The sequence below is a fragment of the Nitrobacter sp. 62-23 genome, assembly GCF_001897285.1.
Taxonomy (GTDB): Bacteria; Pseudomonadota; Alphaproteobacteria; order Rhizobiales; family Xanthobacteraceae; genus Nitrobacter.
In genome coordinates this window covers 34,840-59,299 of sequence record NZ_MKSM01000137.1, presented here as the reverse complement: position 1 = coordinate 59,299, position 24,460 = coordinate 34,840, and the positions used below count along the sequence as shown (strand labels likewise).

Here is a 24,460-nt window from a genome sequence, read left to right as displayed (position 1 = left end):
GGCTTCCCCGCGCGCGCTGGCAAATGCGCAAGGCGCGCTTGTCCGTCAAACCTTGGTGCGATATAGAGCGGACGAAATTCGCCCATAACCTTCCGCGCTGCAAGGACATGCCATGAAAGCCGAGATTCATCCGGATTATCATACAATTAAGGTCATGATGACCGACGGCACGGAGTACCTGACCCGTTCCACCTGGGGCAAGGAGGGCGATACGCTGAACCTCGACATCGATTCGAAGTCGCATCCGGCCTGGACCGGCGGCTCCCAGCAGATTCTCGACCGCGGCGGCCGCGTCTCCCGGTTCCAGAAGAAGTTCTCCGGCTTCCTCAAGAAGGACTGAGCGCTGGTACAGGTCTGGTACAGGTCATTCCTGCAGCCTGACGCGATCCCCGACATTCGAAAAAGTCCCGGCACGCTCGGGGCTTTTTTCGCGCCTTTTCGCTTCCGCAGCGCATTCGCCAGCCGCGCATCGGGGCGTATCCGGGACCAAGCCCCGGCGGGCCCGTATAAATTTAACGCGCGATGTATCGGCGCGGTGAACTCGCTCTGAACGACGCCAGACCCTGAAACGGTCAGGATTCAGCCGGTCTGGCGCTCGAAGGCTTCCCTGAGACGATTGAGGTGCGGCACCAGCGGATTGCCGGTTGGCCCCCGCTGGGCGGCCGGCGCATGGATGGTCGTGTCGAGGCGGCGCACCCGCGCCTGCAGGTTCATCGACCGCGCGATCAGGTCTTGCAACTGCTCCGGCAGTTTCCCGACCATGTCCCGGGGACCGGGATCCGCCGCCGTCAGCTTCACCCTGGTTTTTTCGCGGTTGGCCTGCGCCAGCGTCATCTCGCCTTCCTTCACGGCGCGATGCAGCAGAAGCCACGACGCGAGCTGCATCAGCCGCGTGGTCAGCCGCATGCTTTCGGTCGCGTAGGTCAGGCTGACCGAACGCTCCAGCGATTTCGCCTCGGTCCGGCCGTCGCCGTCCAGATAGGCGGCGGTTTCCTCGACCAGATCCATGCCTTCCCGGAACAGGGCGGTGAACGCCGAAGAACCGGCGAGATGTTCGCTGAACTGGATGGGACCGGTATCGCCCGTCGATGCATCGGACATGGTTCACGCCTCACGCAACTGGAAAACCCGCCTGCCGGGCTTTCTTGCGAGCCGGCTTATGATGAACAAATCATTGCCTGCCGGAGGGCGGGAGTCCAGCGGAGGTATCCGCAAAGGTTAACGAGCGTTAAGAGATGCCGAGAACGCGCGCCGTTTCGAACCCGTAAAGCGGCAAATGACGCGCGCAAGGGGTCAACCCGCAAGATCAACCGGAATGCCGCAAGGCAAAAAAGAGCCGCCGTTTCCGGCGGCTTTGAAGTTGATAACAGGGAGGCGTCAAACAGAGTGGACAGGAAGCCACTCGATGTCCAATGAAGGACATTCCAGTCATAACCGGGAAAGCTTAACAGATCGTAAACGAACGAATTTCTTCAGCATTCGTTTGCAATTTGGGCAGGACGTGTCCAGCTCTTTTCTTTCCTGTTTCGGGCGGCATTCACGACTTGAAAAAGCTGTCGGCGGCGTCCTTCGAGGCGCGCTTCTTCACCTCCGCGGCCCGCAGGCGGTCAATCTCCGCGGTCAAAAGCGCGATGCGCTCGCCAAGTTCGTCCACCGAAAGCAGCGACAGATCCTGTCCGATCTCGTGAGCGATCTTTTTCCGCGGTTTGTTGTCGTCGTCCTCGCTCGCCATCGATGCTGCCCCGGCTCGATCATTCGCGTCCCGTCTCAGCGCCTCTTCGCGCAAAATGCTAAAAAGCGCTATAGACTGGTCAAACCTCATTAACTTTCGCTTTCCAGGGACAAACCATGGAAAAGCTGCCCGCGCAAATGACCGTCATCGGCATCAGCAAACCCGGCGGGCCAGAGGTCCTCGTGCCGGAGAGCCGCCCGGTTCCCGTGCCCGATACAAACGAAATCCTGATCCGGGTCGAGGTCGCCGGGGTGAACCGGCCGGACCTCCTGCAACGGATCGGCAACTATCCGCCGCCTCCCGGCGCCAGCGACCTGCCCGGGCTCGAAGTCGCCGGCGAGGTGGTCGCGCTCGGCGAGGGCGTCAGCCGGTACAAGCCCGGTGACAAGGTGATGTCGCTGGTCTCGGGCGGCGGCTACGCACAATTCTGCGTCGCCCATGAATCGATCGCGATGGCGATCCCGCCCGGACTGTCGATGCTGGAAGCCGGCGCCACGCCGGAAACGCTGATGACGGTGTGGCACAACGTGTTCGAGCGTGGCGCCCTGAAGGCCAACGAGACGCTGCTGATCCATGGCGGCTCGTCCGGTATCGGCACCATGGCGATCCAGCTCGCCAAGGCGTTCGGCGCGAAGGTGATCGTGACCGTCGGGTCGAAGGACAAGGCCGACGCCTGCCTCACGCTCGGCGCCGATCACGCCATCAACTACAGGACCCACGATTTCGTCGCCGAGGTGAAGGCGCTGACCAGCGGCGGCGGAGCCGATGTCATCCTCGACATGGTCGGCGGCGACTACATCGAGAGGAACTACGCCGCCGCCGCAATCGAGGGCCGCATCGTCCAGATCGCATTCCTCAGTGGTGCGAAGGCGGCCGTCAATTTCGGCAAGCTGATGGTCAAGCGGCTGCATCACACCGGATCGACGCTGCGGCCGCGTTCGATCTCCGACAAGGCCGCAATCGTCAGCGCCATCGAAGCGAAGGTGCTGCCGCTGATGCGCGAGGGGCGAATCAAGCCGCTGATCGACAGCAGCTTCCCGCTCGACAAAGCGGCGGACGCGCACCGGCGGATGGAAACCGGCTCACATATTGGCAAAATTGTGTTGACGGTTTAGGGGCCCGCGAAGATTCGCGTTGAATCAGGCTCCGCGCCTGATCTTTTTTGAGAGAGCATAATCTTAGCCGAAAACCGGCTTTCACGCCGGATCAATCCGGGGCAGGCTTTTTCGGGATCATCGATCATGCTCTGGAAAATTCTGACGCGTCTTCTTCACGCGAGCCGGACTCCATCCTCAAGGCAAGCCCGAGGACATGCTTCGCTCGAAAACGTTCTAAAGCCTATAATTCCGTCCGCAATTATGCCATTTATCTCGCGCGGCCGCCGGGTTCGGCGAAAGCTGATTTTTGCGGGTTCGCGCGAATTCGCTGTCATTCTGTGACATACCGATTCTGTGACATACAGATTCGCAGATTCGTCTGGACCGATCCGTGTCGCGCGCTATGCGGTGGGAGTGTATGTTGAACGTGGGGAATTGACATTGCGTCTGATCAGGTGGCTTGCGCGGATCGCGCCGGCCCTCATGATGTTCATCGCGATGTTCATCGCGGCATCACCGGCACGCGCGATCGACGCCGTCAGCGTCCGCAGCGACGCGCCCGCCATCGATCTCACCGCCATCCTCGACCATCAGCATAGCGACAGCGACCGCATTCAGGTTTCGACCGCGCCGGGCACCGACGGCATCGTCCGCCGCGTCGAGGTGCGCGCGCGCGAGGGCGGCCAGGACTGGGTGGTGTTCGCGCTTGCCAACAACACCGACGACCAGCTCGACCGCCTGATCGTCGCGCCGCATTATCGCCTGGTGTCGTCGGGACTGCTGTGGCCGGACCTCGGACAATCGCGCATCGCGACCATCACCCCCTCGACCGGCGACCGCCCCGAGCGGCAGGAGAGCGCCACCGCCGACGTCTTCCGCATCACGCTCGATCCCGGCGCCGTCATCACCTTCGTCATGGAGTTGCGCACCGACAAGCTGCCGCAGCTCTATCTCTGGGAACCCGACGCCTACAAGGACAAGGTCAACTCCTTCACCCTGTATCAAGGTATCGTCATCGGCATCTCCGGGCTGCTGGCGCTAGTGCTGACAATCCTGTTCGTGGTCAAGGGCAGCATCATGTTCCCGGCGGCCGCGGCGCTCGCCTGGGCGGTGCTGGTCTATATCGGCGTCGATTTCGGCTTCTGGGGCAAGGTGCTGGACATGTCGGCCGGCGCCGAGCGGATCTGGCGCGCCGCGGGCGAGGCGATCCTGGCCGCGACGCTGCTGGTGTTCCTGTTCGCCTATCTCAATCTCAATCGCTGGCACGTGCGCTACTCGCACATCACGCTCGGCTGGCTGGCGTTCCTCGGCTCGCTGGTGGCGCTGGCTCTGTTCGATCCCGCCGTCGCCTCCGGCATCGCGCGGATGTCGCTGGCGCTGATCGCGGTGTTCGGCTTCGGGCTGATCGTCTATCTCGCGATTCACGGCTTCGATCGCGCGGTGCTGCTGATCCCGACCTGGTTCCTGCTGGTGGTGTGGGTTGGCGCCGCCGCCATGACGATCGAAGGCAACGTCACCAACGACATCGTCGGCCCGGCCTTGCTCGGCGGCCTCGTGCTGATCGTGATGCTGATCGGATTCACGGTGATGCAGCACGCTTTCGCCGGTGGCGGCGCCGCCGCCGGCGTGGTCTCCGACGTCGAGCGCCGCGCGCTGGCGCTGACGGGCTCGGGCGATCTGGTGTGGGACTGGGACGTCTCCGCCGACAAGGTCTTCACCAGTCCCGAGACCGAAAGCCTGCTCGGCCTGAAACGCGGCGCGCTCGAAGGCCCGGCGGCGACCTGGCTGGAGGTGCTGCATCCCCTCGACCAGGATCGGTTCCGCGCGGCTCTGGACAGCGTGCTCGACCAGCGCCGCGGACGTCTGGTGCAGGACTTCCGGCTGCGCACGCCCGACGGCCATTTCATGTGGTTCGCGCTGAAGGCGCGTCCTGTGGTCGGATCTGACGGCGAGGTCTCACGTGTGGTCGGCACCCTCACCGACGTCACCGAGACCAGAAAAGCCGAAGAACGCATGCTGCACGACTCGGTGCACGACAATCTGACCGGGCTGCCCAACCGCAAGCTGTTCATCGACCGCCTCAACGCGGTGGCGACCTTCGCCAAGACCGTGCCCGGCTTGCGGCCGACCCTGATGGTGATCGATCTCGATCGCTTCAAGCAGGTCAACGATTCCGTCGGCATCGCGGTCGGCGATTCGATCCTGCTGACGCTGGCGCGGCGGTTGACGCGCATCCTTAAACCCCAGGATACGCTGGGCCGGCTCGCCGGCGACCAGTTCGGCCTTATCCTGATGTCGGAGCAGGACCCATCGCGCATCACCGCGTTCGCCGAAACCATGCGCAAGACCATCCGCGCGCCGATCGGCTTCAATGACCGCGAGATCTTCCTGACCGCCTCGATCGGCGTCGCACTGAGCGACCCGCAAACGCCGTTGACGGAGGAGATCGTCAAGGACGCTGAACTGGCGATGTACCATTCCAAACGCATCGGCGGCGACCGCATCGACATTTACAAGCCCGCGATGCGCGCCCGGAAGAACGACCGGCTGACGCTGGAAGGAGACCTGCGGCGGGCCCTGGAACGACGCGAAATCACCCTCCTCTACCAGCCGATCGTCCGCCTGGAGAACCGCTCGATCGCCGGATTCGAAGCGCTGGCGCGCTGGGACCACCCCAAGCTCGGGCGGATGGCGCCGGACGAGTTCATCACCATCGCCGAGGAAGCCGGCCTGATCGTCGATTTGGGCACATTCGTGATGGACCAGACCGCACGCCAGCTCGCGATCTGGCAGCGCGCCATGCGGTCGCGCGCACCGATCTTCGCCAGCGTCAATGTCTCGTCACGCCAATTGCTGCGCCACGACCTGATTCAGGACGTCCGTTCCGTTCTGTCGCGCTCCTCGATCGCGCGCGGCACGCTCAAGCTGGAACTGACCGAATCGCTTGTCATGGAGAATCCGGAGCATGCCGCGCATATGCTGCAACGGATTCGCGAACTCGGGGTCGCCCTCGCGCTGGACGACTTCGGCACCGGCCATTCCTCGCTGTCCTACCTCCAGCGATTTCCGTTCGACACCATCAAGATCGATCAGTCGTTCGTTCGCACCACGAGTCGCGGCAGCCGGCCGGTTATTCTCAAGTCGATCATCGCGCTGGCGCACGATCTCGGCATGGATGTGATCGCCGAAGGCGCCGAGACCGATTCCGATGCGGTGGAACTCTATCAACTGGGCTGCGAATACGCGCAAGGCTTCGCCTTCGGCGAGCCGATGGACGCCGATGCCACCATGCGGCTGCTGGCCCAGGAGCGGCTCGAGGCCGCGAGCTGAAGCGTGACGAAGCGGGGCTGAATCAACGTCTCCGCTCTGGCCGGACAGGTTGAGTAGCCAACATGCGCCTGTTTCACTTCAGCGATGATTCCGCCATAGCCACCTTCATGCCGCGTTCGGTGATGGTGCCGTCTCAACGCGCGCCCGGCATGGAATGGCTGAATGCCCCCTTGGTATGGGCCATCGAGGAGCGGATGGATTTTATGTACCTGTTCCCCCGCGACTGCCCGCGCATCCTGATATGGGCAACCGAACAAACAAACGACGCCGACAGGATGGAATGGCTAGGCGAGTATCGCGCAGCCGCTTACGTCGAACGTGAACAGCTTCCCGGTCTCACGAACGTCGCGATACACCGCTACGATCTACCCACCGATAGCTTTGAGGATTTGCACGATGCAGGCATGTGGGTTAGCCGGGTGGCCGTGAAGCCACTAGGTTGCGACACCCTTCTCAACCTGCCGTCAACCTTCGCCCCCGGGGCGTGGACCTGCGGGTGGTCGATAGCCTGCTTCCCTTGAAACCTCTTTGGGAAACGACCCTTCACACCAGCGGAATCAGGCTGCGCAATGCGAAGGGATGGGTGTAGGCAGCGATCTTGTCGCGTAACTCCTAAAACCCCGCTATGCTGCGGGCTTCGGGATTTTCGCGACACGCAACATAATAGTGCACGAACAGCTTGCCCGTGCCTTCTCCCATTGCCGGTTCCCGCGGCGCAGCGCTTGCCCGCACTCGCTCATCGCGGATCAGGTCAGCGCATAATGCCGCGGCCATAAAAACAGAAACCGTCCGCTCAGGCGTGGCCGGCTTCGTTCGACAACATGCCGGGATCGATGCCGATCTTGTGCAGCGCGCGGGCGTATTTGTCCTCGATGTCGCGGCCGAAGATCAGGTCCGGATCGGCCGGACAATGTAGCCATCCGTTGTCCTGGATTTCGGTCTCGAGTTGGCCCGGCGCCCAGCCGGCGTAACCAAGCGCGAGAATCGCATGTTTCGGGCCGGCGCCTTTCGCGATCGCTTCCAAAATATCGAGCGTCGCGGTCAGGCAGATGCCCTCGTCGATCGGCAGCGTCGCATCCTCAATGAAGAAATCGCTTGAGTGCAGGACGAAGCCACGGCCGGTTTCGACCGGGCCGCCCTTCATCACCTTCATCGCCTCGGCGGTTTCCGGCAGCTTGATCCGGTCGGACCTCTTGATGATGTCGAGTTGCACCAGCAGATCGGTGAAGTCGACGCTTCCGGCGGGCCGATTGAGGATGATTCCCATCGCGCCCTCGGAGGAATGCGCGCAAACATAGATCACCGAGCGCGCGAACCGCTCATCTTCCATGACCGGCATCGCGATCAGCAACTGGCCGTCCAGATAGCTCCGATCCGCATCGTCGGCGTCCGCATCGTCCGCCTGACGACGGTCCCTGCCGGGCCTCTTACGGGCTGGATTCATCAGCAAATGACCCTCATGTTGCCCTCACATCCTGATATTGGACGTCCATTCTGTCAATCAACCTCCCCGCCATGACTAAGCAGCGGATCACAAGCATTTCAATGGTTTGGCGCGGCACCAGCCTGTAAGGACGTCGGATGACCACCAGGATTACCCTCCATGCAAGATCCGGCGTTGCGGTCGGGTTGCTGGCGCTCGCGCTTTCGGCTGCTGCGGCGGCTCAGGACGCCTCGCCCTGGCAGCAGGGCAACCACTCCGCGGTCCGCCTGCTCGCAGGCTCGCGCAGCGGAGCGGTGCTGCTCGGCGGCGTCGCGTTTCAGCTTGAGCCGGGCTGGAAAACCTACTGGCGCACGCCGGGCGATTCCGGGGTGCCTCCGCATTTCGATTTTTCCAGGTCGGACAACGTCGACGCCGTGACCGTGCTGTGGCCCGCGCCGTCGAAATTTCCCGACGGCGCGGGCGGGCATTCGCTCGGCTACCACGATCAGGTCGTGCTGCCGCTGCGCATCGCCGCCAAAAACGCCGACAAGCCGATCACGCTCCGTGCCACCATCACTTATGCCGTGTGCGCCAAGCTGTGCGTTCCCGTCGAGGCCAACATCGAGCTTCCTTTCGTCAGCGTCGCCAGCACGGAGGACAGCACGCTGGCGGCCGCGCTCGACACGGTGCCGAAGCCAGCCAGGGTCGGCGATCCCAATCCGCTGACGATCCGTGACGTGACACGCAAGGGACAATCCACCGTGACCGTCGATGTGGCCACCTCTGACCCCAAGGACGACGTCAGCCTGTTCGTCGAAGGCCCGACGCCGGACTGGGCGCTGCCGATTCCGACGCGGCTCAATCGGGCGCCGCGCGGCGTGAAACGGTTTTCGTTCAAGCTCGACGGCCTGCCGCCGGACACCAAACCGGACGGCGCCGCCCTGAAACTGACGCTGGTGGGCGGCAAGCAGGCCTACGAATTCAACATCAATCTGGACTGAGTGCGGAATCCCCGCCGACAGCGCGTCCGTTCATCTCCCGCCCAACCGAATCTTAACGAATCCTTGCTAACTCCAGACCGTGGCGCACTCCCGCCTCACGAGGATTCCGCCGTGGCCGTAACGGACGCTCCATCCGCACCCGCGAGGCGATCGCCCGTCATGGTCGGACGGTTGCGCGCGATGCTGAATGGATCAAACGAGGCTTCGCTGACAAAGCGCCTCGCCGGCACAATCTTCATCATCCGCGTCATCAGCGCCGGGCTCGCCTATGTCGCGCAGATTCTTCTGGCGCGCTGGATGGGCGGCTCCGACTACGGCGTCTATGTCTATGTCTGGACCTGGGTGCTGCTGCTCGGCAGCATGATGGACTTCGGCATCTCGGCCTCGGCGCAGAAGATCATTCCGGAATATCGCGCCAGCGGCGACGAGGCGCGGCTGCGCGGCTTCCTAAGCGGCAGCCGCTGGATGACGTTCATCGTCGCCGCGCTGATCTCGCTGCTGCTCGCGGGCCTCGTCAGATTGTTGTCGCCGTGGATCGATGCAGCGACGGTCCTGCCGCTCTATATCGGCTGCCTGACGCTGCCCGCCTTCGTTGTCGCCAACACCCAGGACGGCATCGCGCGTTCGCACGACTGGATGCGGCTCGGACTGATGCCGCAATTCATCGTGCGGCAGTCGCTGATCATCGGTTTCACCGCCGGCGCCTTTGCCCTCGGATTCCATCTCAGTGCCGCCATCGCGATGCTGGCCAGCACGGCGGCGGTGTGGGTCGCCATGATCGGACAGATGATCGTGCTCAACCGCAGGCTTGGCACTGTCGTCACGGCGGGCCCGAAGCAGCACGATTTCCGCGGCTGGCTCGCGGTGTCGCTGCCGATCCTCCTGGTCGAAAGTTTCTATCTGCTGCTGTCGTATACCGACGTGCTGGTGCTGCAGCAGTTCCGTTCCTCCGAGGAGGTCGGCGTCTACTTCGCCGTGGTCAAGACGCTGGCGCTGGTGTCCTTCATTCACTACGCGATGTCGGCGACGACCGCTCACCGCTTCACCGAATATCACGCCGCCGGCGACAGGGAGCGGCTGTCGGCCTATGTGACGCATGCGATCAAGTGGACGTTCTGGCCATCGCTCGCCGCGACGCTGGTGCTACTCGCGCTAGGCAGGCCGATGCTGTGGCTGTTCGGGCCGCAGTTCGTCGCCGGCTACAGCATCATGTTCGTCGCCGCGATCGGACTCGTGGTGCGTTCCGCCATCGGCCCGGTCGAGCGGCTGCTCAACATGCTCGGCCATCAGCACGCCTGCGCATCGGCTTACGCGCTGGCCTTCGGCATGAACGTCGTGCTGTGCTTTGCGCTGGTGCCACGCTACGGCGGCCACGGCGCCGCCGCCGCCACCTCGATGTCGCTTGCGTTCGAGACGGTGCTGCTGTTCTGGATCGTGCGGCGCAGACTGGGCCTGCATGTGCTGGCGTTCGGGAAGAAGACGTAGCGGCGGGCTCTTTTCTCTTTCCTTTCGCCCCGTCCTCTCCGCTTGCGGGAGAGGGAGATCACCTCGCACCGGCTATTGCGCAGCGAGGACGGGTGAGGTGGACGCGAGAACCAGGGTCCAGAACACCTTGTATTTGCTGTCCGGAGCATAGGTCGCGGCAATGCCCAGTTTTGTGACGCCGTTCTTCAGCATGTTCGCCCGGTGAGGCGGTGAATCGCGCCAGCCCGAGAACGCCTCGGCGAGGGTATGATAGCCCGCGCCGATATTCTCGACCGCCAGCGTCGCCGGATAGCCCGCCGCCGCCAGCCGCCTCGGCAACGTCCCGGCCACGTTGTGGTCCATCTTGTTGCGCTTGGCCATGGCCATGGATTGCGTTTCGGCAACCTGCATCAGTTCCGGATCAACCGTCACCGGGCCAAGGCCGTTATTGGCGCGGTAGCCCGAAATCATGGAGGCCGCGACAGCAGGATCCAGCTTCGCCCCGCCGTGGGCCATGTCGAGGTAAAACGCCGGCTGCTCCGGAGCAGGCGGCTTGTCCGCGGCGCAACCGGCGAGAACCAGAAAGCCGAAAATCGCGGCAAAGGTGCGGATCATTCTTATGTCCTGAATCCGAAGTTCGCCTCACCAGGCTGTGCCTTCCGTAGCGAACTTCGGATTCGAAAGGACACGACCAACTTAAATCTGCCAGCGGTCCTTCGAGTTGTTGCATACCAACCGTGGCTGAAAGGTGAACGATCTCAGGCCGGGTCTGCGAAAATGCGATAGCGCCGCGGCTGCAAACCGACAACCTCGCCATCGCGAAGCTCGCGGTCGCGCGGCACATCGATTTCAATGATGGTTTCGCCCCGGTTGCCTGACACGGCGATGTCAGCCCGCTGGATTGGGCCGAAGGTCCGCACCCGCCGCACGGTCCCTTCGAGGCCACCCCAGCCGGGCGGGCTGATCTGCATGTCGTGGCGGCGAACGAACAGCTTCGAGGGTCCCATATTGCCGCGCTCGGCGGCGATATTCAGCGGCGTGTCGCCCAGCCGTACCCGGCCGTCGTCAACCTCGACCGGCAGCACGATGGACTCGCCGATGAAGCCGTGGACGAACGCCGTCTGCGGATTGTCATAGACGTCCGTCGGCGTTCCGATCTGCTCGATGCGTCCCTTGTCCATCACAACGACGCTGTTGGCGACTTCGAGCGCCTCCTCCTGATCGTGGGTCACGAAGATGGAGGTGACGTTGATTTCCTCGTGCAGCGAGCGCAGCCAGGTCCGCAATTCCTTGCGCACCTTGGCGTCGAGCGCGCCGAACGGCTCGTCGAGCAGCAGCACGCGCGGCTCGATCGCCAGCGCGCGCGCAAGCGCAATGCGCTGACGCTGGCCGCCCGAAAGCTGGCTCGGATAGCGGCTCGACAGCCAGTCGAGCTGAACCAGGTCCAGCAGCTCCTTGACCCGCGCGCGGATGGTGGCTTCGTCCTTGCGAACGGAACGAGGCTGCACGCGCAGGCCGAACGCGACATTTTCGAACACCGTCATGTGGCGGAACAGCGCGTAATGCTGGAACACGAAACCGACGCTACGCTCGCCGGGCGCGCGCGACAGCGCATTCTCGCCGTCGAAGGCGACCTCTCCGGAATCCGGCCAGTCGAGCCCGGCGATGATACGCAGCAGCGTGGTCTTGCCGGACCCCGACGGGCCGAGCAGCGCCATCAGCTCGCCATGCGGCACCGTGAGATCGACGTGATCCAGCGCGGCGAAGTCCCCGAACTTTTTCACGATATTGCGGACTTCAATGCTCACTCGGTCGTTGCCCTTCGTCGAGATGCCGTTCGAGAACAGTCTTCGCCACCAGCGTGACCAGCGCCAGCAGGGCCAGCAGCGAGGCGATCGCGAACGCCGATACGAACTGATATTCGTTGTAGAGGATTTCAACCAGCAGCGGCATGGTGTTGGTCTCGCCGCGGATGTGCCCGGAGACGACGGACACCGCGCCGAACTCGCCCATCGCGCGCGCATTGCACAGCAGCACGCCGTAGAGCAGGCCCCACTTGATGTTCGGCAGCGTGACCCGGAAGAAGGTCTGGAGCCCTGAGGCTCCCAGCGACAGCGCCGCTTCCTCCTCTGCCGTCCCCTGCTCCTGCATCAGCGGGATCAGCGCGCGCGACACGAATGGAAACGTCACGAAGGTGGTCGCCAGCGCGATACCCGGCAGCGCAAACAGAAGCTGAATGTTGTTATCCTGCAGCCAGGGTCCGAGAAAACCCTGCGCACCGAACAGCAGCACGAACACCAGACCGGAGATGACAGGGCTCACCGAGAACGGCAGGTCGACCAGCGAGATCAGGAGCGTCTTTCCCGGGAATTCGAATTTCGCGATGGCCCAGGCGGCGATCAGCCCGAACACCAGGTTGAGGCCAACCGAAATCACGGCGACTATCAATGTCAGCTTGATCGCCGACTGGGCTTCCGGATCGGCAAGCGCGGCGAGATAGGCGTACGTCCCTCTGGCGAACGCTTCCGCAAACACGATCACCAGCGGCAGCACGATGAATACCGTGAGAAACAGGATCGTGAAGCCGATCAGCAGACCACGCACCCAGCGCGGTTCGGAGCGGGCATCGGTCCGCTCCAGCGGCACCGCGATCGCGGGTTTGGGCATCGACGTCGCCTCTCAATGCGCCGGAACGCGCAGTTGCGCCCAGCGTTGCATCCGGTTGACGGCGAAGATGACCAGGAACGCCACCAGCAGCATCACGACGGCGATCGCGGTGGCGTCGGCATAGCGGAATTCAGACAGCCGGATCACAATCAGCAGCGGCGCGATCTCCGACACGTTCGGCAGGTTGCCGGCGATGAAGATCACCGAACCGTATTCACCAACCGCGCGCGCGAATGCGAGAGCAAAGCCCGTCAGCAGCGCGGGCAAAAGGCTCGGCAGAATGACGCGGGACACTGTCTGCCAGCGGTTGGCCCCAAGACTCGCGGCCGCCTCCTCGATCTCCGGATCGAGATCGATCAGCACCGGCTGCACGGTGCGAACCACGAAGGGAATGCCGATAAACACCATCGCGACGAAGATGCCGAGCGGCGTGAACGACACCTTGATGCCGAGCTCGGCCAGCGGCGCGCCGAGCCAGCCGTTCTGCGCGAACAGCGTCGTCAGCGCGATCCCCGCAACGGCGGTCGGCAATGCGAACGGAACATCGACGATCGCATCGAAGATGCGACGCCCCGGAAAACGGTAACGGACCAGCGCCCAGACGATGATGCCGCCCATCACCAGGTTGACCAGCGCGGCGAGAAACGCGAGCCCGAATGAAATCTTCAGCGCGTTCAACGTTCGCCGGCTGGTGACGATGTCAACGAACTGGGCGAGGCTCAATTCGAACGACTTGAGGAACAGACCCGCAAGGGGAAGCAGGATGATGATCGAAAGCCATGTCAGCGTCAGCCCCATGGTGAGGCCGAAACCCGGCAAGGTCCGTCGTCGTCCCGATCCTCCTTTCACGTCGCCCCGCTCCGCCCCGTCGCATCAGTCCTGGTAGATCTGATCGAAGATGCCGCCCTCGCCGAAATGGACCTTCTGCGCCTTGGTCCAGCCGCCAAACACATCGTCGATCTTGAACAATTCAACCTTGGGAAAAGCATCGGCATACTTCTTGATGATCTCGGGATCGGTCGGACGGTAGAAATTGCGCGCCGCGATCTCCTGGGCGTCCGCAGTATACCAGTATTTCAGATATGCCTCGGCGACGGCGCGCGTTCCTTTCCTGTCCACCACTTTGTCGACGATAGCAACCGGCGGTTCCGCCAGAATGGAGACCGACGGCACGACGATCTCGAACTTGTCCTTTCCGAATTCCTTGAGCGCGAGAAAGGCTTCGTTCTCCCAGGCGAGCAGCACATCGCCAACGCCGCGCTCGACGAAGGTGACGGTCGAGCCACGCGCGCCGGTATCGAGCACCGGAACGTGCTTGTAGATATCGGCGACAAATTGTCTTGCCTTGTCCTCTCCACCGAATTTCTTCAGCGCATAGCCCCACGCCGCCAGATAATTCCAGCGCGCGCCGCCGGAGGTCTTCGGATTCGGCGTGATGACGCTGACGCCCGGCTTGATGAGATCGTCCCAGTCCTTGATGCCCTTGGGATTGCCCGTGCGCACCAGAAAGACAATCGTCGACGTATAGGGCGAGGAGTTCTGCGGCAACCGCTTCTGCCAGTCCTTGGCCAGCAGCCCGCGCTCGGCGATCGCGTCGATATCATAGGCCAGAGCCAGCGTGACCACATCCGCCTGCAAACCGTCGATCACCGAACGCGCCTGCTTTCCTGACCCGCCGTGGGACTGCTTGATCTCGACGCTCTTGCCGGTTTCCTTCTGATAGTGCGCGGCAAACGCCTTGTTGAAATCGACATAGAGTTCGCGCGTCGGATCGTATGACACATTCAACAGCGAGACGTCGGCCGCGTAGGCAGAGCCAGCCCAGATCAATCCGGCCAAGACCATAAAGCTACGACGAAGCATTTTCATCTCCATAAGGCCCGCTCGCGCGATCATCGCCGCGGGCCCATGAAACTCGTCAAACGGCAGCTTCAAGTCAACGAAACCACATTTCAATGTTTGCGGCGGCGCAGGATCATTCCACTACGAAGTCTTCATCGTGTGGATGCCGCATTCCGTCTTGGCTCTGCCGCGCCAGCGGCCGGCGCGCGCTTCCTCGTCCGTGGTCGCGCGCGAGGTGCATGGCATGCATCCGACGGAACGGAATCCCGAGGCGACAAGCGGGTGCGGCGGCAGTTTCGCCGACGCATAGATCGCCTCGATGTCTTCGCGCGAGGCGTTCGCGAACGGATTGAATTTCAGCCGCGCGCCGTCATCCTCGACCACCGGAATGTCGGCGCGCAAGCCACCCTGAAACCGCTTGCGGCCATTGATCCAGGCGTCGAAGGAGGTCAGCGCGCGCGCCAGCGGCTCCACTTTCCGGATACGGCAGCAGGCGTCCGGATCGGTGAACCACAACTCGCGATCGGGGTCCTCGCTCTTCAACGCATCCTCGGACGGTTGAATGGAGCGAACGTCTTTCAACCCGAGCGCGGCGATCAACGTGTCGCGATAGGCGAGCGTTTCCTCGAACAGCCATCCGGTGTCGAGGAAGATCACGGGAACGGCCGGATCGACCTCCGCCATCACCTTCAGAAGCGCCGCCGATTCGGTGCCGAATGACGACACCAGCGCCAGGCGGTCGCGCCCGATCGCGCGCAGCGCCGCCCCGATCACCTCCGCCGGCGAGGCATCGCCCAACGCGTCGTTCAGCGCCGCCGCGGACGGCAACGCAGACCGCGCCACCGTCGACGCCGATCGTATCGCCGCGCGTGCCGCGGCGCTTTCATTATCGCGCGAAGACGTCATTCGGCGGCCATCTGGAATGTCTGCAACAGTGGCGTCAGGTTTGAATCGCGCCACGGCGCGGAGCGCGAAACCACGTCGCCGATCACAAGAATCGCGGGACCGCCGTCGATCCGGCGAACCAGCGCCGGCAGGCGATCCAGGGTGCCGACGACGGCTTTCGCATTGGGGCAGGTGGCGCGCGCGAACACGCCGACCGGGGTTTCCGGCGAACGTCCGGCCGCGAGCAGCCCGGAACAGATCGCATCGGCCGCCGTGATTCCCATGTAGACGACGACCGTCATTTTCCGGTCGGTCAGCGCCGACCAGTCCACACTCTCTGCATCCCGCGCTTTGTGAGCGGTGAGGAAGGTGACGCGCAGCGCCTCGTGACGGAAGGTCAGCGGCACCTCTGATTCCGCAGCCGCACCGAGCGCGGCCGTGATTCCCGGAACCACCGAACAGGCGACACCGGCCTCGCGCAGGGCCTCGACCTCTTCGCCGCCACGCCCGAAAATGAAGGGATCGCCGCCCTTGAGACGGACGGCGCGCTGCCCCGACTTCGCCGCATCGATCAGCAGGCGGTTGATCGCGTCCTGGCCGATGCCGGGCTTGCCGACGCGGCGACCCACCGGGACCCGCGCGGCGTCGCGGCGCGCGCGATCGAGGATTTCCGGCGAGACCAGTTCGTCATAGAAGACGATGTCGGCGTCCTGCAGCGCGCGCAGCGCCTTGACGGTGAGCAGATCCGGATCGCCCGGCCCCGCGCCGACCAGCGTGACGCGGCCTTCGGCCTGTCGCGACGCCTGTTCGCCCGCGTAAGCGGACGGATCCGCGATCGCTGTCAGCGCGTCGTCGGCCTCATTGGAGCGGCCGGCGAGAACCGCAGCGCCGATCGGACCATCGACGACACGCTCCCAGAAGCGGCGACGCAACGGCGCATGAGCAATGCGATCGTGAACCGGCTTGCGCCAGCGCCCGATCAGCGCTGCGAGATCGCCGATTCGCGCCGGCAACAGCGCCTCGATGCGCTCGCGCACGCGGCGCGCCACCACAGGCGATGCACCGCCGGTGCCGACCGCCACCACGACCTCGCCGCGATCGACGACCGCCGGAACGATGAAACTCGAATGCGCGGGATCGTCCATCACATTGACGGGCAAACCCGCCGCCCGCGCTCGCGCCGCCACCGCAATGCCGATTTCGCCGGCACCTGCGCAGAACACCGCAATGATTTCGTTCAGCCCGATCGTTGCGGGGTCGTCTACACGCTCGATCCGCGATGCGGCGGCAGGATCGAGACCGGCGACCGCGAAGTCGCCGTCGGTTGCATGCCAGCGCACCTGCGCCTCCGCGGCAAGCAGCAGGCGCAGCCTGGCCCGGACCGGATCGCCCGCTCCGACCAGAAGGATCGGACCGGCGCGCGAATCGAGAAAGATCGGAAGGAATTTCATTCGGTTCTTCTTCTCCCCAACAGCGGGGTTGACTGAAATTATTTTCTATTTATGTATCTTGCAAGCGCATCAAACAGAAAATTATTTCTTCTATGTGGGTACAAAAGTATAGAATTTCCTACTTCCAAATACCCCACAGAAGAGATGCATCTTCTCAGCCCCCCGGATCCGCAATTTTGGCTACCGCTGACGTCGACAATCAGCGGCTCGGCCGTCGATCGCGCATGTAAGCCAAGGAGCAGGCCATGCAGCCTGGAATGGACCACCTCGATGCGCTGGAAGCGCAGAGCATCTACATTTTCCGGGAAGCCTTCGCCCGGTTGAAAAAGCTCGCGCTCTTGTGGTCGCTTGGCAAGGATTCCAACGTGATGATCTGGCTGGCGCGCAAGGCCTTCTTCGGCCGCGTGCCGTTCCCCGCGCTGCACGTCGACACCGAGAAGAAATTTCCCGAGATGTACGCGTTCCGCGAGCGCTATTCCAAGGAATGGAATCTCGATCTCAAGGTCGATTACTGCCCGCCGATCGACGCGGTCGACCCGACGTTGCCGCCGGCCGCGCGGTCAGCGGCGCGCAAGACCGAGGGATTGAAGCTCGCGCTGAACAAATACGGCTTCGACGGCCTGATCGCCGGCATTCGCCGCGACGAGGAAGCGACGCGCGCCAAGGAGCGGGTGTTTTCGCCGCGCGGCCTTGAGGGCGGATGGGACGTGCGCGACCAGCCGCCGGAATTCTGGGACCAGTTCAACGCATCGCCGCCGCCAGGTGCGCACTTGCGTATCCATCCGATCCTGCATTGGACCGAGGCCGACATCTGGGCCTACACCAAGCGTGAGAACATTCCGATCATTCCGCTCTATCTGGCCAAGAACGGCAAGCGCTATCGCTCGCTCGGCGATGCCGACATCACTTTCCCCGTCGCGTCGACCGCCTCGACCATCGATGAGATCCTGATCGAGCTTGAAGGCAGCAAAATCCCGGAACGCGCCGGTCGCGCGCTCGATCATGAAACCGAAGACGCGTTCGAGCGGCTTCGGGTCGCCGGCTATCTCTGACCTGAATCGAATTGAGCGTTTTCCGATGAATATGATCGCCCCCACCATCGCACCGAATACCATCCTCGCGACACCGAACGGCACCACACGTCCACAGGTCCGCATCGTCATCGTCGGCCACGTCGACCACGGCAAGTCGACGCTGGTCGGACGGCTGTTGCACGAGACCGGCAGCCTGCCCGACGGCAAGCTGGAGATGCTGAAAGCCGTCAGCGCTCGGCGCGGCATGCCGTTCGAATGGTCGTTCCTGCTTGATGCGCTGCAGACCGAGCGCGATCAGGGCATCACCATCGACACCACGCAAATCCGCTTCCGCACCCGTTCGCGCGACGTGGTGCTGATCGACGCGCCCGGCCACGCCGAGTTTCTCCGCAACATGATTACCGGCGCGGCGCAGGCCGACGGCGCGGTGCTGATCATCGACGCGCTCGAAGGCGTGCGCGACCAGACCCGGCGGCACGGCTATCTGCTGCATCTGCTCGGCGTCAAACAGGTCGCGGTCGTCGTCAACAAGATGGACCGCGTCGATTTCAGCGCGGAACGCTTCGGCGCGATACGCGACGAGATTACCGCGCACCTGACCGGCCTCGGCCTCGCGCCGACGGCGGTGATTCCGATCTCCGCGCGCGACGGCGACGGCGTTGCCGACCGCACCGCGAAGATTGCATGGTACAAAGGGCCGACCGTCGTCGAAGCTCTCGATGCGCTGCTCCCGGCGCGGCCGCTGGACGAACTGGCGCTGCGGCTGCCGGTGCAGGCGATCTACAAGTTCGACGATCGGCGCATCGTCGCCGGCCGCATCGAGTCGGGCAGCCTGGCCGCGGGCGATGAGATCGTCATCATGCCGGCCGGCAAGATCGCGAAGATCCGCAGCATCGAGGGCTGGCCGGCACGTCCGGCGGGCGCGCAAAGCGCCGGACGGTCCGTCGGCATCACGCTCGATCGCGAACTGTTCGTCGAGCGCGGCGACGTCATCGCCCATGTCGGGTCGGCGCCGCGCGATACGCGGCGGATTCGCGCGCGCATCTTCTGGCTGCACGAGACCCCGCTTGCGGCCGGCGCATCCATCCTGCTGCGGCTCGGCAACAAGGAAACCCGCGCCGTCGTCGTCGCCATCGAGAAGGCGGTCGATCCGGGCGAACTGGCAAGCGCCGAGGCCAAGGCGATCGCGCGCAATCATGTCGGCGAAATCGACATCTCGCTGGCGCAGCCGCTCGCCGCCGATCCTTACGTCGACAACCCCCGCACCGGCCGTCTCGTGATCGAAGTCCAGGGACGCATCGCCGGCGGCGGTCTCGTGCTGAGCGTCGACGCGGGACAGCGCGCGGTGCCGGTCGATATCGTGCCGGTGGAATCGGCGCTGCGCCCGGATGAGCGCTCCGCGCGCTATCGCCACAACGGCGCGGTCGTCTGGCTGACGGGACTGCCCGGTTCGGGGAAATCGACGCTGGCGCGCGCGCTGGAGCGAAAACTGTTCGGCGACGGCGGTTCGCCGATCCTGCTCGACGGCGACACGCTGCGCGCCGGACTGAACGGCGACCTCGGCTTCTCGCCGCAGGACCGCACTGAAAACATCCGTCGGCTCGCGGAAGTCGCTGCCCATCTCGCGCGCAACGGCCATGTGGCGATCGTGGCGGCGGTCTCGCCGTCGCGCGAGGATCGCGCCGCCGCGCGGCGCATCGCCGATTCCGCCTTCCGCGAGGTCTATGTCGCAACGCCGGCTGATGTTTGCGAGAGCCGCGACCCGAAGGGCCATTACGCCAAGGCGCGCGCCGGCGTGCTGCACGGATTCACCGGCATCGGCAACGACTACCAGCCACCGGAATCGGTGGAACTGACGATCGATACATCATCACGCACCGTGTCTGAGGCCGCTGGCGAGATCGAGCGGATGCTGATCAGCACCGGCATTCTGTTCGACGAACTGACCGACGTCGCCGCCAACATCTGAGCCCGCGAATTCCGCAGGTGCTGGACGTGGACGACCGCCGCGAGTTGCATCGCGGCGGTCGTTTGGCTTTTCAGCGGGATTATTCACCTTTTGTAGGGGCGCACGACGCCGGCTTTGGCGCTAGAGTCTGACCCGACTTGGTTGGATCAGACTCTAGTGGAGTGAATTTGACATTCGCTACCCACTTTGCAGCGAACTTGTCAGGCGAATGTCAAATTCAAAACTCCACTAGAAACCTGATAGTTGCTAGTGGTCCTTTGATTCTAACATTTGCAAGAACTCCCTGCCGCAACGGGATGCAAATGTTAGAATTGGACCACTAGCTTTATCCTTTTGATTGAGCATGATCATATCCGAAAGCCGGTTCCCATTTGTCGGGATCATGCTCTCAAAGTCGATTGACGCCGAATTTTTGCAAGCCGCCTTGAGGCAGCGTCGGCGCTGTTTCTCGTGAGACCTCCGACATGACCCGCATTGACGCTCACGGACTGAAGATCGCGCCGGTCCTGTTCGATTTTATCGAGCAAGAGGCCACGCCCGGGACCGGCATTTCGCCGGATGCCTTCTGGGCCGGGCTTGCCGCCATCGTCCGCGATCTTGGGCCGAAAAACCGCGAGCTGCTGGCGGTGCGCGACGCGCTGCAAGCGAAGATCGACTTCTGGCATCGCGCCAACAGAAGTCATCCGTTCGACATGGAAGCCTACACCGCGTTCCTGAAAGAGATCGGCTATCTACTGCCCGAGCCGGAGACCCACTCGGTCGAAACCGCCGATGTCGATGAGGAGATCGGAAAGATCTGCGGCCCGCAATTGGTGGTGCCGCTGACCAACGCGCGTTACGCGCTGAACGCCGCCAACGCGCGCTGGGGCAGCCTTTACGACGCATTGTACGGCACCGACGCCATTCCGCATGAGGCCGGCGAGGCCAGAGGTTACGACAAGGCGCGCGGCGACAAAGTGATCGCGAAGGCCAAGGCGTTTCTCGATCAGGCCGCACCGCTAGCGGCCGGCAGCCATGCCGACGTCGTGGGATACGTCGTGACCAATGGAGCGTTAAGGGCGAGACTCCATGACGGCGGCGAGACCGGCCTGACCTCGACATCGCAGTTCGCAGGCTATCGGGGCGATGCCAGCGCGCCGTCCGCGATCCTGCTGGTGAACCACGGCCTGCACATCGAGATTCAAGTCGACCGCGGCCACGCCATCGGCAAGGACGATCCTGCCGGAGTCGCCGACGTGATTCTTGAGGCCGCCGTCAGCACCATCCTCGACATGGAGGACAGCGTCGCCGCCGTCGATGCCGAAGACAAGGTTCTGATCTATCGCAACGTCCTCGGCCTGATGAACGGCACCCTCACCGACACTTTCGAGAAGGGCGGCAAGACCATTGCGCGCGCCCTTAACGCCGATCGGGTCTACACCGCGCCTGACGGCGGCGAGCTCAGGCTGCACGGCCGCAGCCTGCTTCTCATTCGCAACGTCGGCCATCACATGTTTACCGACGCGGTGCTCGACGGGAACGGTGCCGACATTCCGGAAGGCATGCTCGATGCCGCGGTGTCCGGCCTGCTCGCGATTCATGATCTCAACGGCGCTTCGAAAACGAGGAACAGCCGGACCGGCTCGGCCTATGTCGTCAAGCCGAAGATGCATGGACCGGACGAGGTCGCGCTGGCCTGCGAGCTGCTCGCCCGGGTCGAGAACATGCTGGAGCTGCCCGAGAACACACTCAAAATTGGCGTCATGGACGAGGAGCGCCGCACCACGGTCAACCTCAAGGCCTGCATCCAGGCGGCCGCAAAACGCGTCTGCTTCATCAATACCGGCTTCCTCGACCGCACCGGCGACGAGATCCACACCTCGATGGAAGCGGGACCCATGGTCCGCAAAAACGAGATGAAGGCACAGCCCTGGATGAAGGCGTACGAAGACTGGAACGTCGACATCGGCCTGATCGACGGCCTGCCCGGCCACGCCCAGATCGGCAAGGGGATGTGGGCCGCGCCCGACAGGATGGCCGACATGCTGGCGCAGAAGATCGGCCATCCCCAGGCCGGCGCCACCACCGCATGGGTGCCGTCGCCAACCGCAGCGACGCTCCACGCACTGCACTATCATCAGGTCGATGTGCTGAAACGCCAGCAGGAGCTGAAAGCCGGCGGCCGTCGCGCAGAACTTGCCGACCTCCTCACGATCCCGGTCTCGCAGTCGAACGGGGCGCCCGACGATGTGAAGCAGGAGATCGACAACAACTGCCAGGGCATTCTCGGCTATGTGGTGCGCTGGATCGATCAGGGCGTCGGCTGCTCGAAAGTGCCTGATATTCACGATGTCGGCCTGATGGAAGACCGCGCCACGCTGCGCATCTCCAGCCAGCATCTGGCGAACTGGCTGCATCAGGGGGTCGTCACCAGGGATGAGGTAATGGAGTCGCTGAAGCGCATGGCCGCCGTCGTCGACGGGCAGAACGCCGGGGATGCCCTCTACAAACCGATGGCGCCGCAATTCGACGGGATCGCCTTCCAGGCCGCATGCGACCTGGTGTTCAAGGGACGCGAACAACCGAACGGCTACACCGAATACATCCTGACCGGGCGGCGGCGCGAGGCCAAGGCCAAAAATCAAGGCGTAGATTGAAGGCGAGAGGCAAGACTCAGTCAGGACGCCGGCTGAGGGGCTGATCCTGTTACCGGAAGGAAACGTCCCCGCCGCAGCCGCCGGGGACATTCTTATCCAGAGCGCTGACGTCGGTTTCAGAATATCGGAAGATACCTCAGCGCCGAGACAACACCCAGCACGATAACGGCGACGCGGGCAATCTGCTTGCCGCGGACGTCCAGCGGCGCCACGCTGATGAAGTACAGCACAAGAACAACGACGAAGAACGTAATCAGGACGCTGATGAGCATTGTTGCCTCTCCAAAATTAATCGCAAGATTTCAAGACGGAGAAAGCGCCCTCGCGACATTTGGCGCGCGAGGCAATCCCGACAGGGCCTGAAAGTTCCGCCGAGCGGCGCAGGACGCGTCGGGCAATCCTACCCTGTCCGCACTATCGACCTCGTGGAGATCGATGCGGCGCCGTCATCGCTTTCCGGTCTGCTGCTCGCCGCCAAGGCGTCGTCGAACAGGGGCAGGCTCGCCAACCGTCTGACGGACAGGGCGCGGAACTTAAGCCGTAACGGCACGTTGGTTGCGCATATCCTTTCGGTTTCAGGAGCGTTGGATGGCAAGCGATGACGAGGAAGCAATGAAGAACTTGACTGATAAAGCGACTTACGACCGCCTTGAGAAGGATTTATCAGCCGTGAAAAACGATATCTCCGCCCTGGCGGATCAAGTCTCCGACGCGCTTGGTACATTCACTGGCTCTGCTAAAAAACAGGCTCGCCGCGGGTACAAGCAGGCCAGAGCCAATGTGGATTCCGTCCTCTCCGATGTGTCGGAGCGCGGCAACGCGGCGTTTGATGCGGCACAGAACGCCGTAAGCTCCATCGAGGACACGCTGGAAGAAGCGATCCAGCAACGCCCTCTCGCAACGGTCGGGCTTGCCATCGGCCTGGGATTTTTGATCGGCGTGACCTGGCGTCGATGAGGCGCAGGTAATTTCAGTTTGGTCGGGCTGCGGCGAACCTTGTCGCCGCGGCTCTGATTCTGCCAATCATTTCAACAATCAATTTTCAAGCCGGGCGAGGCGTTGAATGTTTCAGCGGGCGATCGATGACCTCAAGGAAAGCGCGGGCAATGCTGTGCGGCTCACCTCCGTCGCCGCCGTGGCGGTCGTCGCAGGCTCCATCACCATCGTGTTTTTATGTGCCGCTGGGTTTGTCTTCGTGCTTCAGAACTACGGCTTGATCGAGGCTTGCCTCGCCGGCGCGGCTATCTTCTTCCTGATCACCATGATCGCGGTCGCGATCTATGCGATCCGGCGAAACGCCATGAAAAAAAGAGCAGCCGCAAGAACCAGAGCGACGGCGCAAAACTTTTTGGCTGATCCGATGGTCGTGGCGGCCGGACTTCAGTTGGCCCGCACGGTCGGCATCAAAAAGCTGATTCCGATCCTGGCCATCGGCGGCTTGGCGCTGGGATTACTTGCAGGCCGGCGCGACCGTGGTGACGATGCCGGCACCTGATGTCATGATAACGACAAACCTCAGGTGACGCAGCGGCCGGGCTCGAGTTGCCGGGCGATATCAGTCAAAACACTTACCACCGGCTCGCACGCGATCGCCCGTCGGGCCTGTGAGGCGGGCGCACGACGGACGCGTGGGCTAGTACCGCGTTCACCCACCACGAGGGAGTTGTCGCCCGGAATCCGGATCACGATCGACGCATCCGGCAGACTGTCAATCCGAATGGAAACGGTCCGGCCCTCCACCGGCGTTGATCGGACAGAACCGCGATCGGACTTCGCGGTGCGATTGATAACCGCAGCAGCGGTTACGTCAGCACGCGTAGCGAGATCGCGACCTGGGGGATGGTGCCCCGGGGGAAGGTGCATCGCGCCGAAGGGCAGGATCACCGCCAGCGCACCGAGGACGCCCGTCGATACCTGAAACATCATTGC

General features: G+C 63.3%; 22 protein-coding genes and 1 pseudogene. 11 read left to right on the top strand and 12 right to left on the bottom strand.

All coding sequences use genetic code 11. The features are described from left to right. The first annotated feature begins 112 nt into the window (after window positions 1–112). A complete protein-coding gene (gene rpmE, locus BGO16_RS17100; protein ID WP_292620290.1) occupies window positions 113–340 on the top strand; it encodes a 50S ribosomal protein L31 in 228 nt (75 codons plus the stop codon). A 239-nt stretch (window positions 341–579) separates the two neighbouring features. Here rpmE and BGO16_RS17095 read toward each other — a convergent pair whose 3' ends face one another. Together BGO16_RS17095 and BGO16_RS17090 are read right to left on the bottom strand one after the other, a co-directional pair. Then, the gene (locus BGO16_RS17095) at window positions 580–1,101 is read right to left on the bottom strand and encodes a DUF1465 family protein (RefSeq protein ID WP_292620288.1); all 522 of its coding nucleotides are present in this window, start codon (window positions 1,099–1,101) and stop codon (window positions 580–582) included. 436 nt (window positions 1,102–1,537) lie between these two features. Beyond that, window positions 1,538–1,732 (bottom strand): DUF1192 domain-containing protein, encoded by a 195-nt coding sequence (locus tag BGO16_RS17090; RefSeq protein WP_292620286.1) that lies wholly within the window; start codon window positions 1,730–1,732, stop codon window positions 1,538–1,540. 116 nt (window positions 1,733–1,848) lie between these two features. Between BGO16_RS17090 and BGO16_RS17085 the strand changes: the two genes are divergently transcribed. The 3 genes and pseudogenes from BGO16_RS17085 to BGO16_RS17075 all read left to right on the top strand — a co-directional run bounded on the left by BGO16_RS17085 (window position 1,849) and on the right by BGO16_RS17075 (window position 6,748). After that, window positions 1,849–2,847 carry an NAD(P)H-quinone oxidoreductase gene (locus BGO16_RS17085; protein WP_292620285.1) on the top strand — a complete coding sequence of 333 codons (999 nt, stop codon included), beginning with the start codon at window positions 1,849–1,851 and terminating at the stop codon, window positions 2,845–2,847. Between the two features lie 423 nt (window positions 2,848–3,270). Continuing rightward, window positions 3,271–6,159: an EAL domain-containing protein gene (locus BGO16_RS17080; protein ID WP_292620283.1), complete on the top strand. Its 2,889-nt coding sequence runs from the start codon at window positions 3,271–3,273 to the stop codon at window positions 6,157–6,159. 62 nt (window positions 6,160–6,221) lie between these two features. Then, window positions 6,222–6,748, top strand: a pseudogene (locus tag BGO16_RS17075) (DUF6886 family protein). Window positions 6,749–6,952: 204 nt separating this feature from the next. Here the strand turns inward: BGO16_RS17075 and BGO16_RS17070 are convergent. Further along, window positions 6,953–7,603 (bottom strand): YqgE/AlgH family protein, encoded by a 651-nt coding sequence (locus BGO16_RS17070; protein ID WP_292620280.1) that lies wholly within the window; start codon window positions 7,601–7,603, stop codon window positions 6,953–6,955. A gap of 137 nt (window positions 7,604–7,740) precedes the next feature. Here BGO16_RS17070 and BGO16_RS17065 point away from each other — a divergent pair, with 137 nt between their 5' ends. Beyond that, window positions 7,741–8,583, top strand: a complete 843-nt coding sequence (locus BGO16_RS17065) for a protein-disulfide reductase DsbD domain-containing protein (RefSeq protein WP_292620279.1) — start codon at window positions 7,741–7,743, stop codon at window positions 8,581–8,583. 159 nt (window positions 8,584–8,742) lie between these two features. Then, window positions 8,743–10,068: an oligosaccharide flippase family protein gene (locus tag BGO16_RS17060; RefSeq protein ID WP_292620314.1), complete on the top strand. Its 1,326-nt coding sequence runs from the start codon at window positions 8,743–8,745 to the stop codon at window positions 10,066–10,068. Window positions 10,069–10,140: 72 nt separating this feature from the next. Here the strand turns inward: BGO16_RS17060 and BGO16_RS17055 are convergent, their stop codons facing one another. The 7 genes from BGO16_RS17055 to cysG all read right to left on the bottom strand — a co-directional run bounded on the left by BGO16_RS17055 (window position 10,141) and on the right by cysG (window position 16,892). Continuing rightward, on the bottom strand, window positions 10,141–10,662 hold the full coding sequence (locus tag BGO16_RS17055; RefSeq protein WP_292620277.1) for a CAP domain-containing protein: 522 nt from the start codon (window positions 10,660–10,662) through the stop codon (window positions 10,141–10,143). A gap of 143 nt (window positions 10,663–10,805) precedes the next feature. Beyond that, window positions 10,806–11,855 (bottom strand): sulfate ABC transporter ATP-binding protein, encoded by a 1,050-nt coding sequence (locus tag BGO16_RS17050; protein ID WP_292620275.1) that lies wholly within the window; start codon window positions 11,853–11,855, stop codon window positions 10,806–10,808. Beyond that, a complete protein-coding gene (gene cysW / locus BGO16_RS17045) occupies window positions 11,845–12,714 on the bottom strand; it encodes a sulfate ABC transporter permease subunit CysW (protein ID WP_292620274.1) in 870 nt (289 codons plus the stop codon). Before cysW ends, BGO16_RS17050 begins: the two co-directional genes overlap by 11 nt. 12 nt (window positions 12,715–12,726) lie before the next feature. Further along, on the bottom strand, window positions 12,727–13,563 hold the full coding sequence (cysT, locus tag BGO16_RS17040; RefSeq protein ID WP_292620273.1) for a sulfate ABC transporter permease subunit CysT: 837 nt from the start codon (window positions 13,561–13,563) through the stop codon (window positions 12,727–12,729). A 24-nt stretch (window positions 13,564–13,587) separates the two neighbouring features. Then, window positions 13,588–14,577, bottom strand: coding sequence for a sulfate ABC transporter substrate-binding protein (locus BGO16_RS17035; protein ID WP_292620271.1), 990 nt, complete (start codon window positions 14,575–14,577; stop codon window positions 13,588–13,590). Between the two features lie 120 nt (window positions 14,578–14,697). Further along, window positions 14,698–15,462, bottom strand: a complete 765-nt coding sequence (locus tag BGO16_RS17030) for a phosphoadenylyl-sulfate reductase (RefSeq protein ID WP_292620269.1) — start codon at window positions 15,460–15,462, stop codon at window positions 14,698–14,700. Next, window positions 15,459–16,892 (bottom strand): siroheme synthase CysG, encoded by a 1,434-nt coding sequence (gene cysG / locus BGO16_RS17025; protein WP_292620267.1) that lies wholly within the window; start codon window positions 16,890–16,892, stop codon window positions 15,459–15,461. The genes BGO16_RS17030 and cysG overlap by 4 nt, the downstream gene beginning before the upstream one ends. A 245-nt stretch (window positions 16,893–17,137) precedes the next feature. Between cysG and cysD the strand changes: the two genes are divergently transcribed. The 3 genes from cysD to BGO16_RS17010 all read left to right on the top strand — a co-directional run bounded on the left by cysD (window position 17,138) and on the right by BGO16_RS17010 (window position 22,531). Then, window positions 17,138–17,944, top strand: a complete 807-nt coding sequence (gene cysD, locus BGO16_RS17020; RefSeq protein WP_292611839.1) for a sulfate adenylyltransferase subunit CysD — start codon at window positions 17,138–17,140, stop codon at window positions 17,942–17,944. Between the two features lie 25 nt (window positions 17,945–17,969). Further along, complete coding sequence (gene cysC / locus BGO16_RS17015) at window positions 17,970–19,895, top strand: adenylyl-sulfate kinase (protein ID WP_292620266.1); 1,926 nt, start codon at window positions 17,970–17,972, stop codon at window positions 19,893–19,895. Window positions 19,896–20,359: 464 nt separating this feature from the next. Then, window positions 20,360–22,531 (top strand): malate synthase G, encoded by a 2,172-nt coding sequence (locus tag BGO16_RS17010; protein ID WP_292620264.1) that lies wholly within the window; start codon window positions 20,360–20,362, stop codon window positions 22,529–22,531. A gap of 116 nt (window positions 22,532–22,647) precedes the next feature. Here the strand turns inward: BGO16_RS17010 and BGO16_RS17005 are convergent, their stop codons facing one another. Further along, on the bottom strand, window positions 22,648–22,803 hold the full coding sequence (locus tag BGO16_RS17005) for a Thivi_2564 family membrane protein (protein WP_292620263.1): 156 nt from the start codon (window positions 22,801–22,803) through the stop codon (window positions 22,648–22,650). A 316-nt stretch (window positions 22,804–23,119) separates the two neighbouring features. On the opposite strand from BGO16_RS17005, the gene BGO16_RS17000 reads away from it, so the two are divergent. Together BGO16_RS17000 and BGO16_RS16995 are read left to right on the top strand one after the other, a co-directional pair. Next, on the top strand, window positions 23,120–23,488 hold the full coding sequence (locus BGO16_RS17000; protein WP_292620261.1) for a DUF883 domain-containing protein: 369 nt from the start codon (window positions 23,120–23,122) through the stop codon (window positions 23,486–23,488). 106 nt (window positions 23,489–23,594) lie between these two features. After that, on the top strand, window positions 23,595–24,026 hold the full coding sequence (locus tag BGO16_RS16995; protein WP_292620259.1) for a hypothetical protein: 432 nt from the start codon (window positions 23,595–23,597) through the stop codon (window positions 24,024–24,026). A 20-nt stretch (window positions 24,027–24,046) separates the two neighbouring features. On the opposite strand, the gene BGO16_RS16990 is transcribed toward BGO16_RS16995, so the two are convergent. Then, window positions 24,047–24,454, bottom strand: coding sequence for a hypothetical protein (locus tag BGO16_RS16990; protein ID WP_292620258.1), 408 nt, complete (start codon window positions 24,452–24,454; stop codon window positions 24,047–24,049). Between the last annotated feature and the right edge of the window lie 6 nt (window positions 24,455–24,460).

Bases quoted from the DNA above. Each gene is read 5' to 3' on its own strand.
- rpmE (WP_292620290.1), top strand. From the start codon at position 113: ATGAAAGCCGAGATTCATCCGGATTATCATACAATTAAGGTCATGATG.
- BGO16_RS17095 (WP_292620288.1), bottom strand. From the start codon at position 1,101: ATGTCCGATGCATCGACGGGCGATACCGGTCCCATCCAGTTCAGCGAA.
- BGO16_RS17090 (WP_292620286.1), bottom strand. From the start codon at position 1,732: ATGGCGAGCGAGGACGACGACAACAAACCGCGGAAAAAGATCGCTCAC.
- BGO16_RS17085 (WP_292620285.1), top strand. From the start codon at position 1,849: ATGGAAAAGCTGCCCGCGCAAATGACCGTCATCGGCATCAGCAAACCC.
- BGO16_RS17070 (WP_292620280.1), bottom strand. From the start codon at position 7,603: ATGAATCCAGCCCGTAAGAGGCCCGGCAGGGACCGTCGTCAGGCGGAC.
- BGO16_RS17065 (WP_292620279.1), top strand. From the start codon at position 7,741: ATGACCACCAGGATTACCCTCCATGCAAGATCCGGCGTTGCGGTCGGG.
- BGO16_RS17060 (WP_292620314.1), top strand. From the start codon at position 8,743: ATGGTCGGACGGTTGCGCGCGATGCTGAATGGATCAAACGAGGCTTCG.
- BGO16_RS17055 (WP_292620277.1), bottom strand. From the start codon at position 10,662: ATGATCCGCACCTTTGCCGCGATTTTCGGCTTTCTGGTTCTCGCCGGT.
- cysW (WP_292620274.1), bottom strand. From the start codon at position 12,714: ATGCCCAAACCCGCGATCGCGGTGCCGCTGGAGCGGACCGATGCCCGC.
- BGO16_RS17035 (WP_292620271.1), bottom strand. From the start codon at position 14,577: ATGCTTCGTCGTAGCTTTATGGTCTTGGCCGGATTGATCTGGGCTGGC.
- BGO16_RS17030 (WP_292620269.1), bottom strand. From the start codon at position 15,462: ATGACGTCTTCGCGCGATAATGAAAGCGCCGCGGCACGCGCGGCGATA.
- cysG (WP_292620267.1), bottom strand. From the start codon at position 16,892: ATGAAATTCCTTCCGATCTTTCTCGATTCGCGCGCCGGTCCGATCCTT.
- cysD (WP_292611839.1), top strand. From the start codon at position 17,138: ATGCAGCCTGGAATGGACCACCTCGATGCGCTGGAAGCGCAGAGCATC.
- cysC (WP_292620266.1), top strand. From the start codon at position 17,970: ATGAATATGATCGCCCCCACCATCGCACCGAATACCATCCTCGCGACA.
- BGO16_RS17010 (WP_292620264.1), top strand. From the start codon at position 20,360: ATGACCCGCATTGACGCTCACGGACTGAAGATCGCGCCGGTCCTGTTC.
- BGO16_RS17005 (WP_292620263.1), bottom strand. From the start codon at position 22,803: ATGCTCATCAGCGTCCTGATTACGTTCTTCGTCGTTGTTCTTGTGCTG.
- BGO16_RS17000 (WP_292620261.1), top strand. From the start codon at position 23,120: ATGGCAAGCGATGACGAGGAAGCAATGAAGAACTTGACTGATAAAGCG.
- BGO16_RS16995 (WP_292620259.1), top strand. From the start codon at position 23,595: ATGTTTCAGCGGGCGATCGATGACCTCAAGGAAAGCGCGGGCAATGCT.
- BGO16_RS16990 (WP_292620258.1), bottom strand. From the start codon at position 24,454: ATGTTTCAGGTATCGACGGGCGTCCTCGGTGCGCTGGCGGTGATCCTG.